General features: G+C 45.2%; 2 protein-coding genes. Both read right to left on the bottom strand.

The features are described from left to right. Nucleotides 1–3: 3 nt before the first annotated feature. Nucleotides 4–420, bottom strand: a complete 417-nt coding sequence (locus P5V12_RS09040) for a hypothetical protein (protein WP_316957026.1) — start codon at nt 418–420, stop codon at nt 4–6. Further along, nucleotides 417–16646 (bottom strand): hypothetical protein, encoded by a 16230-nt coding sequence (locus P5V12_RS09035; protein WP_316957025.1) that lies wholly within the window; start codon nt 16644–16646, stop codon nt 417–419. Before P5V12_RS09035 ends, P5V12_RS09040 begins: the two co-directional genes overlap by 4 nt. Nucleotides 16647–16769: the final 123 nt, after the last annotated feature.

The raw sequence follows: 16769 nt of genomic DNA, 5'->3' as shown, positions 1-16769 counted from the left end.
AAACTAACGACAAACAGCAAATAAAATTTTTGCTCCATAACAGCCAGGAGGTAAACAAACCTTCCCTTTCTGTAGTCGATTAGCAACATCTTCCATAACAGACACAAAGCCTGACAAAGTATAAAAGTTTCTCATCGTCATCTTTGATGCTTCAAAAACAACTATCTCTGAATCATTTAGGGAATCCACAATTTCATTGCACAACGATTCTACGCCTTTAAATGCCCTAATTAACTTCGCATCTCCTTTTTTAATTTTTTCTAAAACCTCCACGTAGCCTTTGTCGAAAACGACATAAGATGACTTTCTATTAAGTTTCTCACAAGACAAGTTATTTTCTGTCAAATAAGTATCTAGCTGATTCTTTTCAAGCTTTAAAAGCTCTTCCTCTCTAGGGTTAAACAGTTCTATTGTATTCATGGCAACTTCTTATTTGGACTTAAACCTCTGCCGCCAAACCTAAGAGCTGATTCAATAAAATCTGCTCCGTAGTAGTCAACGGCCTTTGTATATGAGCTTAGAACTTTAGGAGAACCACTCTTAAGCGCTTGAACTGCTGGCTGGGCAAATATTGCACCCACGCCAAATTCATCAAATGCAGCAGCTGGAGAATAACCAGAGTTAATAGCTTTTCTGACATTATTATAATAACCAACTGACTCCATCAAATTTAGCTCAAACGGGGATAGCTCAGTTCCCGTTTTCCACTTACCCATAACCCGCGAAAAGTTAACATGTGACACTTCATGAGCGAGGACATCAAAGGTAGCTGTTTTCGGATTCAACTTAATAACACCCGATAACTCATCGATCATTCCAAAGGAAACTTCATCGCCTACAAATCTTACTTCTGCGTCAAACCGATTTTTAAACGCTGTTTGAAGTTTCGCTAATCTGGCAGAATCATCAAAAACCAACCCCTGACCTCGAATATCAAGCAAATCATCTGCATTTCTTGCAAATGTTTTGTTAGCCCCTTTGTTTAGAACTTTCCCCGCTAAACTTTGCCCCTTTTCAACTGCTTCAACAAATGCTTTTTTGCCCGCTCTTGCTAATTCATCTGCCCCCGTACGTAATATGGAACCAATTTCATCGGCATACTTAAAGCCTTTTCGAGCCGCCCATGTACCGGCATCGACTAAGCTCTTCGGTGATGCCACTGAAACAATTTCAACCGCTAAAGCCATATCCTTGTCTTTATAACCTGCCGTAAACGGCGAAGGCTCATCTCCGGCAAGAGAAAAGACTACTTCATCAAAGAAACCGCTGAATTTTTGCCCATAATCATTTCCATTAAGTAATTGAGTTAAACCTACAGGCGAAAGTGCCTGCGAAAGCGTTATCATACCAGAAAGACTGTCCCGAGTTGCCTGGACGAACCCACCTGCCATAAAGTCACCAATGTCAGATAACTCTCCCCAAATGTCCCCCATATCCCTACGGGCACCGAACTTGGCTTCATGCGCTTTGATTTGTGGTTCTCGCCACACGTTGTAATCGTCTAACGACTGTACCTCTTGGGAAAAGCTTGTACCAACGCCGGACAATGTTTCTTTCAAGCGCAGATTGGAACGAACAGCTATTTGGTTCACCTCATGATTAAAGCGTCGCCGGTCTTCTCTTATTCCATCCACTTGGGCTCGCAGTGCCTGCTCATTCCGCTGAAGTTTTGCATCATAACTATCCCTCCGAGTACTTTCTTCAGCGGTAGATTTGAGTCCATCGTACATTCGGGTTCTGTTTCGACTATCCTCTGATGCAGCCATTTCGGCGTCGATACTATCATTAACCGCGGTCCTCTTCTCGGAACCAGCGGAAGCAATATCGTCTTCGATTTTCTGTCCAATCTTTTTATTGAACGGCTCCATTACCTTTCTTTCGAACTCTTCTTGATCGATCTTGGGTGCACCAAACTCTCGAGTTAGGTTCTTGCCAAGCTTTGCTTCTTCTCGCCGTTTAGCAGCCTCTTCCCTCTCCTTAGCTGGAAGTACCACATTTTGCTTGTACTTTTCGGCGTTCCACTCTTGTGCTTTTTTATTCCCCCAAGCTGCGGACTTCGTATCCAGCTGGAATGCACCGACCAAGCCTTCACCCAGCGCATTGCCAAAGACATCGACCAATGCTTCGCCTACGTCTTTGTCCTTATCCAAACCGACCGCACGCCTTGTAGCTGCTCCGACAGCGGATTTAGCAAACCCGTTGGCAAAACGACTGCCGAAACGACCAACCGCTTTGCCTTGGTTGCCAACTTTGATGTTTATACTGGAGGTCGCCGCACCAGCAATCGCGCCCGCCGCGACCGCTTTCCAGCTGAAGCCCGAATCCAAACCAACCATGGAGTTTGCCAAGGCATTGGCGGCAACCGAAGTTGCACCCGTTACGGCCCCACGAACTGCATCTGCTGCAAGTAACCCGGTATTTACAGAATTGAGGGCTTGACCTACACCAGCGGTCATGGCCCCAGCCAGACCTGACGCTAAGGCCTGCTTAAAGTTAATACCATCTGTGACGCCGAGCGCCATACCCACTAACTGGCTACCTAAGCTACTCACCACCCCGGCCACAAACCCGGTGGCCATGGCACCAAGCAGTGGGCCCATCGCGGTAGCTAATATTGGCCCTAGTGCTCCCATAGTTACGACGGTAAGCACAATCGCCACGACCACCATCACCACAATGGCGATCATGTTCGATTTTGGTTTCTTGATATGGATATCCGGTGACGGGGTTAAATCACCAATAATCTCTGATGGGTTATAGGGTTTAAATGTAGTGGAATCGTTCTTAATACCTTGGTGGGTATTCGGAATATCCAGAGTTCGTCCGGCTTGGTCCGCAGCAAACTTGTCTGTCGGTGCCATAGCCAAGCCGTTGGCTTCGGCTATGACATACCAAAGAGAGCTGTCTCCAAAAATGGATTGTGCAATACTCGCCAGGGTTTCGCCTGTGCGTATGGTGTAGGAGCCTGGAACATCTCCCCCTTTATGCAAGCCTTTCAGTGGCGAAATATTGGCGCCTTTGCTACCGATATCAGCGAGCACATTGCCCTGGGAGTAGAAATAGGTTTGGGTTTCCGAATCTCCTCTAAATGGGTCATAGTACGAGGCATTGATCATACCTTCCGCATTGTATGAAAAATACTTCCTTCCCTTACCGGTATCATTTCCATCTGCCTCGTTGATAACAGCCGAGACAAGTCGTCCACGGTGATCATAGGTGTTGATGGTTTGTCCCTGAGATTCCGATAAACTGCCCGTATTGCGGTCAGAAGTCACTCTAATAGAGTGATTCTTAGAACCAGCAAAGGTGTACATGTAGCTATAACGGTAGCTTCGAGTAAAATCCAACCGCCCTGAGTCGGTGTAATTACCATAGTCATAACTCAACAGCTGACCGGTATCAGAATACCGGTAATTCGTGAGGTTACTTAATGTAATAATGCCCTTTTTGGTTATTTGGGACATAACTTTCCCATCCTTACGATAGGTCGTCTGGATGGTCATGTCCGGAATAGCGTTTCCTCCTGGGGTGGCAGGAGTTGTATTTATGCGTGTGTACTTTTTAAACCCTCGGGCATCGTAGGTGTAATGCTCTTTCTGGTAAGTTTCACCTTCTGCCCAACCCGCATTACTGCGATTGAACTCAGTCGCGATGACTTCTTCCACTAAGCCAAAATCGTTGTAAATGTATCTTTCGTCAAAGAGCTGGGTTTCGGAGCCATTTTTGCGAACTTCTCTGAAGCTAATGCGACCTGCAGCATCGTATTCGTAGCGACTGACTTCATCGTCCGCCAATCGGCGACCCTCAACATCATAAGCGAACTTTTGAGTTGTCGAACGGGTCGTACCGCCTGTTGGAGCGTATCTGGCCGATATACGAGCACGGTTGCCCCAGACATCATAGTTATACTTGAGGTACTCAAGGTTAGTGCTGGTTTTGGTTACTGTGCCTGCGATGAAACTCGAGCCTGGTGACTGAACTTCAGTCAACCTACCACGCTCATCGTAACTGTATTTTGTTGTAAGGTCGTACTCAAAACGACGTGTTTCCTTACCCACTACACCGAAATACCGCTCACTGGAATACGTCCAGTCATAGACGTCCACTTGCCGCGTGTCGATGGTTGAATGAGTTTCGACTTTCCGCTTCCCAGAAAGGTCATACTCATAGCTAGACACCAATGTTCGATTACTTGAAGCGCTATCCCACTGGGTGTCTGATTTTGATTTTAATAAGCCATTGTTGAAGTAACTGTACTCTACTTTGGTGTTGGGCTGGCTACGTAATATTTCAGCTTTTAACTGCCCAAAACCGTTGTATTCATAGTCGATAATTTCCGTGGGGATAGGACCGGTTGTCTTAGTTGAGGTACCGATAATGTATTCCCGCGTGTCCAAACGACCGACTTCGTAATCCAGTTCACTGTATGTCCACTTATCACCAACTTGAGCAACGGCATCCTCCCAGCGGTATTCGTAAACTGGCGTAGTGTAATCACGAATATACTCCACCTGAACTTCAACCATGTTCGGTACATCATAGCCAGTCAACACATCTTCATTTACATAGGTTGGTGTATCCCAGGTACCGTCCCACTGAAGCTCTTGCGTTGTCCATTGATGATATGTTGGCGTATCGTAGTAGGTGTATTCTTGCTGCACAGTGGTATAGGTTGGAATGATGTACCCATCTGGCACCTCAACCATACCAAAGACGGGCGTGTTGTAACCATCAATAACATCCCGGGTTTCATAAATAGGGGTTTTGTAGGTCATGACCTGAACGTCATCATAAACAATGACGTAGGAAATACCCCCGTATTGATCCACAACTTCCACCTGACGAGGAACTTGCTTGGTGATATAACCCGCTTCTACGCTGCCAGGTGTTTGTTGTTCAGTGGGAGCTGTATACCCTACAAGCACATCTTTCGGGCGATATATCGGTTCACTTAGTGCATGTTCAGCTGTGGGCGTTTCAACCCAGCTAGTTGGCGTTGTAGACTGGACTAGTTTTGTATCGGGGGTATACCATGCTGCACCATATGGGAAGTCATACACCTTGGTAGTACCAGACTCCACTTCAACATCACGCACTCCGGTTCTTTCAATACTCCCCCTTTGCGCTGTGTCGGTAACAGTCCAGCCAGTGATTTCCTCATGATTAACTGTTGCATACTCGTAGTGTTTAACGCTTTCACTATTGAGTTGATTAGGCGTGTTTTGAGTCCCCGTCTGTACTTTTACAGATTCATATTTGGCAATCCCGCCTTCTGGCGCTGGAGAGGAAGCGCCGTATGGCAGGGAATCTACAGATATGAAATTGTATGTCCCATCATGTTGCAATTCGTTTCTATAGGCTTTGTTCGCAACACTTTCATCATTCACCCAGCTTGTGGTTGTTTGTGTGCCATATTGGTAGCGTACATATTCAATAACATCTGCTGTGCTACCGCTAAAAGTTTTGTTACCAAATTGGTCGTATGAATATGTATTGGTTGGACGATCATTCGCAGCAGTTTGGCTAAACTGACCAAAATAATCGTAGTATTTCACTACGTTATCTCGCTCATCAGAGATAAAAAATTCTCTGTCGCCAACAGCATTGCCTTCGGCGTACTTTCTTCCCGCTGTGTCGTAGTCATATGAGTTTGATAGGTGATACCCCCGAGCTATCTGAGAGGTATCCAACCCATTGTATCTAGCCTCCGAGATACCTGTTTGTGTGCCATAGACGGGATCGTCATATTCCCAGGCTAGTTCCTGCTTGAGTAACTTGTCAGCGACAACCTGCCCTCTTTCGTTATATTCCCAGACAGTAACATCGCCTATACCTGTGCGTCGACCGACCCGGTTACCGTGTATATCGTAGGCATAATCAGTCATCATGTACGTAGAATCTGTCGTACGAGTGATATTGCCAGCGGTATCGTAGAATTTGAAACGACTGCGCTCGTGAGTTACATTCTGAGTCAACTCACTGGCAGGCGCATCTGGCACAGTTACACCATAGGGGTCTGTTGCAGGAGGCTCATTTCCTCCAACTTTTATCTTATCTGTGGCCGAGATTTTTTCAATTCCTGCTCGGCCAAGGATATCGTACTGGAACTCCTTAATCTCAATGGAAGTAACCAGTCCATCGTTTCCACGAACATTGCTCGCAGATGCAGAGATCTCTCGAACTACACGCCCTTCATGGTCATAACGGAATTCAGTTGTATTGCCCAATGCATCGGTATTACTAAGAACTTTCCCCCAGCGATCGAATGTTTGGCTAATTTCAGGACGGGCTCCAGGGTTAGAAGAGAAGTCCGCGTTAGTAGCATCAAATTGGGGAAGTGTTTGCTTAATTGTTCTACCAAGCAAATCCAACTCGTTGATTGTTTCTCTCGGTGCCGCTGGTGCACCGGAGGGCACTCGTTCCGAGACAATTTGTCTAACAACACTGCCCGCTAAGTCATAGCGATAAGTCGTTATGCCTTCACCATTGGTTTTTGTTTCAACTCGGCCAGCATCATCGTATGTATAGGAAGCTACTTTGGCCGAAGTTAGTGCTGCTTCGCCTTGATTTGCTGCGCCCCAAATCTTTTCTTCGTGAACAACTTCGCCAAAAGCATTGTAGATTTTTCTAGAGCCTGTCTGGTTGGTTCCACCGTCATATACATCAACTGACATGTATTGACGACCAAGTTTATCGAATTTAAAACGCTGTTCAATAGTTTGGTTATATACAACACCATCATTGGCTGCTGCACCTTTATACTGACGAATAACCCTACCGTTTACATCTAACTCATATTGAGTGGCTTGGTTCATTGCGTCGTAGCTTTTTACTACATTACCACCATGGTCAAATTCTGTAACGAAAACCAGTTGGGCACCACGACCGCTAGAGCCTCCTCGAGTTTGTTTGACTGCGTTGTTGAATACATCGTATTCGACGGTTGTGACTAGATTTGCGTTGACTTGACCTCTAAAAGGGTCAACTTGATTATTAGCGTGACCTCGGGATATATAAACCTCTTGACTGGCGACCTTTTGCGTCGCTTTAATCGTCTCGGTTTGAAGGCCTAATCTGTTATAGCGGATTTCTTCAACATCGTCGTTACCATTTTGCGTAGCACTTAATTCGTTGAAGGCATTATACGTGTTAATGGAGACTACTTTTTTCTGATCAAGTGCATCGTTAGCCGATTTAAGCTCAGACCAAGTTCCAGCTTGAGTAATAGAAGGGTCCTGAATTTGATCTATCCACTGAACGTTACTCAAGGCTGTTTCTGCTAGACGTCCAAGTTTGTCGTATTTCAGATAAGTGACACGGTCATAACCTATTGAACTGCTGATACCAAGATTGGTTTCTGTATAGCTCGGCGGTGTATTTAGTGTGATATTTCCTGTATACGCCGCCGCATATTCGCGAATACTTTCTTCTTCACCAAACGCGTTATATTCAGTTTTTCGACCGTATTTCATGGGATCGACAAGTAAGGTAACCCTACCGGCACGATCGTAATAACTGTAGCTATGCGCCCATTTTTGCGTTGCTTCCGTCGCACCATCTTTCAAAAGTACTGACTGTTTAACAATATCACCAAAAGTATTGTATTCCGTAACCGTGGTTGGATTTGAGCGTGTTGACGTTGCGAGGTTATCAAATACTTGCGGCATAGTGACTTTAGTTACTCTGCCAAGCACGTCAAAATCTTGGATGACAGTTCGAGAATATCCTGCGCCCAGGTTTGCGGAATCTATGTTCTCTTTAGAGATGCTAGTAGGAAATACATAGGAACCTGCTGCTATCTGCGCATCCGAAATCAAACCTTTTTCAAATCGAATAATTTTACGAGCATTATCTAAAGCGTCATAAACCGTTTGCGAAACCTTACCAATAGCATCGATATCGTAGATTTCTCTGCCCAGAACATCGTAGACCTTGTATTGATATACATAGTCATTGTTAACATTACCGGAATTACCGATACGAATTTTGTTGCGTATGGCATTACCGAAAGCGTCATAGGAAACTTCGACAGTTCTCTCAAAGCTGGTTGCAGTGTGGTTCTTAATGATTTTTTTCGTTGCCGTGTCATATTCACCGGCCAATGTGGTTTTGGTTTGATTCCCCAAAACGTCATAGTCGTATTGTGTGAATCTTGAATAGGCGCTTATATCAGCGAGACCAGCCCGCTCAATTAACCCCTCAGTTACTGACTTTATCTGCCCAAACGCATCGTATTCGATGTGCTTCTTGACCTGACCTTTAAGAGGGGTGCCTACACTAGTATTAAGCGGATCAGCTATGAATTCTGCGGCTGTAAGTTCATCAGTGACACGATTGTTTAGATCATAGCGATATTCAATAAATCGGTCACTGTCATTGATAACTGGGTCTGCACTACTGGTGCCGGCAATTCGCGATGCCAAAAGTGTCCCTGACTCGGGTTTGCTCACGTAAGATATGGCCTTGGTGAGATTGCCGAATGTGTCATAGACATTTTCAGTTACATAGCCTTCGGCATTTACCTTAAAGTGCGCCCGCCCCAGAGCATCGTAATAATTTTTACTGATTCGATCGTATTGCGAAGCAGTCGGTGCAGGTGATGGTTCCCCTGAGGAAGGGTGAGTCGTGAGGTTCGCATAAGCAATTGTCTCAACCAGATCCCCTAAGCCGTTGTAGCGACTTTCAACATAACTTCCAGCCGCGTCGTATTTCGCCGTCACACGACCAGCTTTGTCGTAAACATAACCGTCAAAGCGATCATTGGCAGAGGTAGTCGGTGTGGATGGCAGAGTATTTGTTGTTTGTAGCGTTGCGATTTGTGCATCGTTCAGTGCTGTCGCATATTGAGTGGATTTATGTACCTGACCAAACGTGGTGTATTCCACTTTGGTGATATTACCCAGTCCATCGACAGAATGCGTCAGACGGTTTTGCGCATCGTATACAAAGTAGCTGTGGCGATCTGCGGACGCTTTTCGGGTAAGCGTTCCCAGTTCGTAGCCATAGCTGTTTTCGTGAACCAAATTACCGAAAGCATTGTAGTTCTTCTCAGTCACAGCGCCTTTTGCATCGGTAATAAAGGCAAGCCGACCAGCTTTGTCATACTGATAGCTTTCACCACGAGTAACGCCGTCACCAACTTTATGATTACCCCGCACAGTTTCAAATGCTGCCCGTGTTCGAGCCGTGGCCGCCAAGTCACCGCTGGTAATGGTACTGGCATTGGCATCGGCCCCTCCCACTAGTACAGCAAACTGACGTGTTTCTGTGACATTACCCACAGCATCGTAACGAGTTTCCGTTAAACGCTGATTGTTTTTAATTGAAAAGACTTGTCTACCGATACGATCGTACAAGTACTCTGTAATTTGGTCATTAGAAGAAACTATGAAGTCAGAAGTAACAAGGCTACCGCTCGATTTCAAGGAGACTATTTTGTTTGCTGCAAGAGCAGAAGCGTAACGAGTCTCTTTTATTACTTCACCAAACTGGTTGTACTCTTTCCTAATCGCTTCGCCAGCTGCATTAATGATATGAGTTTGTTGGTCCAGTTGGTTATACAGGAAGAACTGCTCACGGTTTCGAGAATCAGAAGTGATGGCTGAAGTAAGTACAGTTTCTATGCCTGCTTCCGTTCTGGCAACCGACGAAAGGTTAGGTCTGTTGTAGTACTGCGTTATTCTGGTAACGTTCCCATGAGCATCGTAGTTTGTTTCAGATAAACCACCCTCACTGTTTATGGTAAACCGAGTTTGCCCAATTGCATCAAATACGTATTCAGTTGTGCGATCGTTGTTAGATGCAGTTAGGCCAGTAATCTGACCGGTTGTTTTTAATGAATTTAGCTGAGTGCTGGTTAATTTATTGAAGTACGCAGTTTGACTTATTACACGGCCTAAAGCATCGTAGCTGGAGCTTCGAACCTCTCCCTGACCATTAACTGAGTGTGTCTGCCTTCCAGCATCATCGTAAACAAAATAAGTATTGCGGTTTTGACTTGAATCTCGCACTGCTGTGGTAATTGCAGCGTTCACGGTTTGTTCCGTATAAGTGGAAACAGAAATTGTATTGTTGTACTCCACCCGGCGAACAATATTACCCAAAGCATCGTAAATATTTTCTGTAAGAGCACCCGCTGGGCTAAATGAGTAACGAACCCGATTAGCATTGTCGTAGACCACACGACTTGTTTGCGCATTCGTTTCCAGAGCAGCGTTTGCTTGAATCGCGGCGTCTATACCCGCCAATAAGTTTGAACCTGCAATTTGGGATAAATTCAGATCATGACCAAAACGTAAGGTCTTAGTGACTTTGCCAGTTTTATCATATTCTGTTTTGGCGATATTCCCTTCTGGATCAACTGTGTACTTAAGGCGGTTAACATTATCAAATATGAAATGGGTTTGACGCGTATCGCCTAAGTTAGTTGTTGAATTACCCCACGCGGTGTCAGTTAAACCAGCAGCTTGGAGTGCCGAGATAATTTCCTGCTCAGTGATTCGACTGGCTTCTATTGAAGTTCCTGCTTGTGCTCCAGTTATTTGCGCAGATGTAAGGTTTTTATCGTATCGCCTGGACTCAATAACGTTTCCGTTTTTATCGAATATATTTTCGGAGGCAACATATTCATTGTTACTGGTAAGAGTGAGGGTGAATCGCTTGTTATCACTATCATCATAAACATAAAGAGTTTCCCGAACCTCACTTCCGGCTGCACCCACACCTGAGCTGGTTTCGGTGAGCATATCACCGAAGCCCGTCGTCGAAACTTTGTTAGAGTATTGGATGCTGCGCGAAACTCGGCCTTTACTGTCATACTCTTGCTTTGTAACTTCACCTAGAGCATTAATCGTATAGACTTGCTGATTAGCATCGTTGTAGATAAACCAGGTACTCTGGTTTTTAGCATTGATAACACGAGTAATATTGCCCGCATTATCGTAGCGATACTCTGTAGTAATGTTTAGCTTACCTGTGCCAGGATCAAGAATTTCTTTGGTTTTTCTGCCTAGCTGGTCATATTGATACTCTGTAACTTTCTGGGTTTGCTCCGCTAATGTACCCTGCTCTGTTCGGATTAGGTTACCTGCATTGTCATAGTAGAATTTAGTACTAAGCTGCAAGCCTCCCGTTTCAGGTTCAATAATTTGTTGATCAATCCTACCGGCCGCATCATAACTTACTCTGGTATGACGAACATCGGTAGTTTCATAGGCTTCATAAATATCTACCTGACGACCAAGAGCATCAAGAGTGTAATGGGTTTTTAACGCCAGCCCGGAAGGATCAACAGTTTTGTCGATTAAACGGTTGGCTGCATCGTAGCCAAATTCCACGACTCTGTTTTCGGCATCAATAACTTGATGAAGACGACCACTATTATCGTAATTATTTGTTGTTATGTTGCCAGCAGCATCGGTAACGGTTTTGATTTGGCCGTCTTTGGTATAACTGTAGTGGATTTCATTACCTTCACCGTCCCGTACCTTTAACGTTTGGCCTGTACGTGTTTGCCAAGTAGTCAAGGTCACATTTTCTGGTGTAGTAACGGTAATAACGCGGTTTACATCATCATAGTTATAGCTTGTAATCTTACCTAACGCATCAGTGACTTCTAGCTGGCGCCCTTTGAAATCAGTGACCGTAGTACTTGTACGCCCAAGCGAATCCGTGACGGTGATTTTTCGCCCTTTTTCTGTAAAGTCATAATGTATTTGATGATTATTTTCATCGTCTGTGCGATACAGACGATTAAATCCATCAAAGTAATTTCGATTAAAAACGCTGTCGGTGCTGTTTAGGTAGCGGTATACATAAGTATTATTACCTAGTGCATCATAGCTATAGGTAGTTCTCGCTTTTTCTGTGCCTGTGCCTGTTGGCGTATCCAGATGTTCCAGCTCACCATAGCGGTTATAGAAATAGTCAGTTTCCAACCCGAGAGCATCTGTGCTTTTGGTGACTAAACCGATTTTATTGTATTGCTGATGGGTTTCCATAACCGGTGTAACGGCCGCGGCAGCATTAAACCGAGTTATCAGGTCAGTAGTGATATCTCCACCTACTAGCCCTGTCATATTGCTGATTGCTGTTGTGAGAACCTGAACGGTTTCGACTTGACCAAAACTGTTATAGGTGGTTTTACTGGCTTCGCCCAATGCGTTGACTACATAGGTCAATCGGCCTTCATTGTTGTAGTAAAACAGACTTTTTTGCCCATTTGGCCCGATCTCTTCGATTTTTCTGCCCATACCGTCGTACCGATACTTGGTACCAAACTGGTCAATAGCAGCATTAATTTGAGCATCCGTGGGTATACCTGTTAACGTAACTTCACCCTCTCCTAAAACCACCCCTGTAATCTCACCAAAGGCATTGTACCGCGTCCTTACCGCAGTTTGATCTGTGGTTCCTTCGGCATTAACAGCCCTTACTATCCTTCCAGCATCGTCGTAATAGTTCCGAGAAACAGTACCGTCGCTTGTAACGGTGGAATCAATTCTTCCATAGGTATCATAGTAAGATACCGTGAGATCATGTTCAGTTCCCACCACAGCCTTCACATCTGCCAGGGTGCTGCTTAAAGTAATTGTAGTGGCGTCAGGCACATGGTTGTGATACCGCTTGATTTCTGTTTTTCTCTGTGCAGCATTGTATACGGTTTCAGTTAAGAAGCCTTGAGAGTCGAGAGTTCCGACAAGTCGGCCTTGGTTATCGTAATAGTTGAAGGTATGCAGCCGTTCCAATTGAGAAGCATGTGCATTGATCAAAGTCTGGAAATCTGTTTCCGTAAAGGGCATTTCCTGGCTATATTGAGTGGTACCGATCAAACGCCCTGCATTATCGTAGTGGTTTTGGGTAACAATACCTTTCGCATTCTGAGTACCTACTAAACGACCATCATCATCGTAGAAGAAACGGGTAACCCTATCACCTTCAGTTGTTTTAATAATACGGCCGGCACCATCATATTCGTGCTCAACCGCCTTGGCCACAACGCCCACCTTGGGACTATATACTTCTCTAGTTCGATAAAGACGCCCCGCACCGTCATAATCCTTCCAAAGGTTTCGATCTTTATTGGTGATATAGGGGGTTTCAATTTTTGTTGGTACGACTTGACCATTCACAAACCAACCAGAGGTATCCACTCGTGCCTCATGATGGATTTCTCTAGATATGAGTGGACTTTCACCGCCCATGATATCGTACCGATATTCAACCACTTCCCCTGCGGAATTCACGGAATGCGTAACACGTCCAATGCCATCATAGAAGGTGTAGCTGCGCTCCCCTTCTGCATTCTCCGTCATGGCCAGACGACCGGCTTCGTTATAAACGTACTTGGTTTCGCGAGTTTGATCGCCCCCGGTTTGACTAATATTAATTAACCGACCACGACCGTCAAAGGTACTGACCGACACGACACCGGTTTGGGCGTTTTCTATCGTTATGGTATTAGAGTTAAATGTAGTAGAAGTGGTAATGCCATTTACCATGGCACTTTTGACACGTCCCATTCCATCGTATTCGCTGGATTCCAGGGTGGTGCGCTCTGTACGCGCCGCTCCAGTCAAACTAATCGTTTGCAGAAGCTCTCCATACTCACTGTATATGTATTCACTAACAGCAGCTCCAGCACCGTATATGGGGTCACCGGAAGTGGTGATACTGTCTACACCTTCAACTTTCTTATCCAAGTTTCCGAGGTTATCGTAGTGAAAATACGTAACTTCCGCCTGAGAGAGACCTTGAGCTTCAGCCCATGTCGTCAGTTCAACCAAGGTCGGTGCTGCGGTACCAACTGTGTAGCCAGCACCAGCGTATTTTATTGACCATTCCACTAACCCCGCAGCGGTGTAGCGCTGCTCAGTGACATTCCCTTCTGCACTTACCGTAAAACGAAGATTACCAGCGATATCGTATATTAAACGATCTGTTTCAGCCCCAGAAGGTGCCGTTAATGAGGCAATTTCATAGCGGGTAATACTGGTAAGCTGATTATGATCGTCATACCCATAAGCAACAGTGTTACCCAAGGCATCCCACTCTTTTACCAAGCGCCCTTCTACATACTCAAAACGGGTATCAGTCACCGTATCTAGTGCACCAGATGTCCCCGCCCTTATGACAGAAACAACTACCCGAGTTACCTTATCTTCATCAACCCCTTTATTATCCAAGTACTCATAGGCAACATGTTGTCTACGCGCCGGATCACCAGAAGGATGTATAGTGCTATTAGAAATGGTTTCAATAGAGATGACCCGATCAAACTCGTCAATGGTGTGCGTACTCGATTCAAGCACAACACCAGTACCAGTTACCTTTCGTACCGCAGTGGTTGTTGCCGTGTAATCGAATTCCACAATTCCATTCTGGTCTACTGCCTTCACGACCTTGTAGCTGCCATCTAATAACGCATATTCGTAACGTACGCTGGCATCAGTTGAGCGAGGCCCAGTATTCGCGTGATAGTGATCACTTTGGGTGATCGTTTGAACTCGGGATGAGTCACCGTCATAAGTATAGGTAGTCGTAAAAACGTTATCTCGCCCCGCAGAGTCGACATCGGTCAGGGAGTTATCGAGGGTTAAATCTGTTTTTACTTGCGATAAACGACCAAGGGAATCATAGAAGTAAGCTACCTGACGAACACTTGCGCCTCCGCTATTGGTTGTTTTTAACTCCGATAAGCGGTTGTCGATACCGTACACTAGTTCCGTTTTTTGCCCTGTGACTACATCAGTAACCTGAGTGAGTCTATCTCCATCAAAGGTATAATCAAAACCATTTCCAGATAAATCTCTTGACGATTGAATCCAACCAGAACCACCGCTATACCGCTCTTCAGTTCTGGTTTCGCCATCAGTCCAGATCCATTCAAATTGATCACCAACCACAGTGGTAGTTGAACCTTGCCCGGTTCCATCAGTGGGGGTTGTTATCGAAGGGTCTATCTCCTGAATATTGTCAAAATGCCCTGTTACCCCCCTTTGACTATAGTAAATATGGGTACGCGCGTCTCCCCAATCAGTACGAGCATCGTGATAGGTAAATCCCTGTGATCTATCTAAACCTAGCTCATACACATACAGAGTGGATCCCCCTGCATGTAACTCTACTTCAACCTGATAGGTTTTACCGACTTCAACTGTCCCGATCTCTCTAGCAATACCGTATCCATATACATCGCTTGCTCGAGAATAAACTTTCCCGCCTTCAAATACCGCTGAGTGAGCACGCATCTGATCGCGAACAGTTGCCGTATTCTGAGCACCAAACGCTAATTCGCCAGCTGTACCCCATACGGCATTTGCGTCTATCGTAACCTGTGATGTAAAGAGCATACTATCAGCGAACTGATAAGTTCTTTCTCCCAACATATTGAAATCGCCAGTATCCCAGTTGTTATCGGGGTGGCGCGTCACAGCTAAGTGGCCATCAACAACCTGGAACGACCCCTCAGGCGCAGTCAAGCCCGCGCTGTTAGAAGTAAAGTCTTGCGCCCAGAGAGTACCTGGGTGATTGGATAAGGGTATGTCAACAGTTGTACTGCCACCGGTTTGACTACCAGAGCTGGAGCCAGTGCCTGTGGAAGAATCGGGTAAGCTATCTAGCTCCTGAATAATTTCGAAATGACCAGTTACTCCACGCTGATTTGAGAAAAGATATGTTTTAGCGTCAAGCCAATCTGTATCAGTATGGGTATGGCTATACCCGGAAGATCTATCTGTTCCAAGTTCATATACATACAGTGTTGATCCCGCAGCATGTAACTCAACGTCAACTTGGTAGGTTTTTCCTAGCTGGACTGCACCTAAGTCCACGTTGGTTGGGTAGCCGTATATGTTGTTCATACGGGCGTAAGCTCTTCCGCCTTCGAAGACAACTGAATGGAATCTTTTATCAGCAGCGGTAGCTGCCGAATTGGTTGCACCGAAACCTATTTCACCTTCTGTCCCCCAAACTGCACCAGCATCAAGTGTTATAGATGCAGAAAAAGCTTTATAGTCCCCAAATGGGTATACTCTCTCACCTTCAATTTTATGCTCGTACACATCCCAATGACTATCGGGATAACGAGTTACACTCAAACGTCCATCAGCGACGGAGAAATTACCAGTCAATGAGGTTAAACCTGAACTATCGACACTAAAATCTTGTGACCATGCGACCTGAGGAGAACTTCCTGAGCCGCTATCTCCGCCACCACTTGTTGGAACTTCTGCAAGAACTATTTTATCAGCAGTTGCAGTATCATCAGAAACATAGGCCCCAGCAACTGCGCTCCAATGGTAAGTGGATTCGTGCCCGTCGCCGGATGTCAAAACCAAACTGCTACCAGCTTCTTGAGCATTACCATAAAGTACAACACGTTTTTCACCCATCCAGCGCCAGCGATCACTATCTCCATCAGTTGTTTCACCTTTAGAGTTGTATGTGCGCAACATATTGATGTCAGCACCACTGCCAGACAAGGTCTGCTCTGAAACCTGCAAAACTAAATTCCCTGTTGCGAGATTTACATATGCAATACCATCAGAGCGGCCAAGGGAACCATCACCAACTACTCCAGCCCCACGGGACTGAGTTACTGAAGAATCCAATAAACCTAAACCTGCGCCTGTTATAACAGCAACCATTGCCGTAACTCCTAATTAATGACGGTCGTAATCTAAGCAAAAAGCCCAAAAAACATACTTTTCAGCTGGTTTTTTGTGGAAGTTTTGATATTTACTAACTAAGTAACAGTGGGCATAAAAAAG

It is taken from the genome of Teredinibacter sp. KSP-S5-2, from assembly GCF_032773895.1.
Lineage (GTDB): Bacteria > Pseudomonadota > Gammaproteobacteria > Pseudomonadales > Cellvibrionaceae.
The sequence above is the reverse complement of the archived record's forward strand: the minus strand, read 5'-3'. Positions and strand labels throughout refer to the sequence as shown.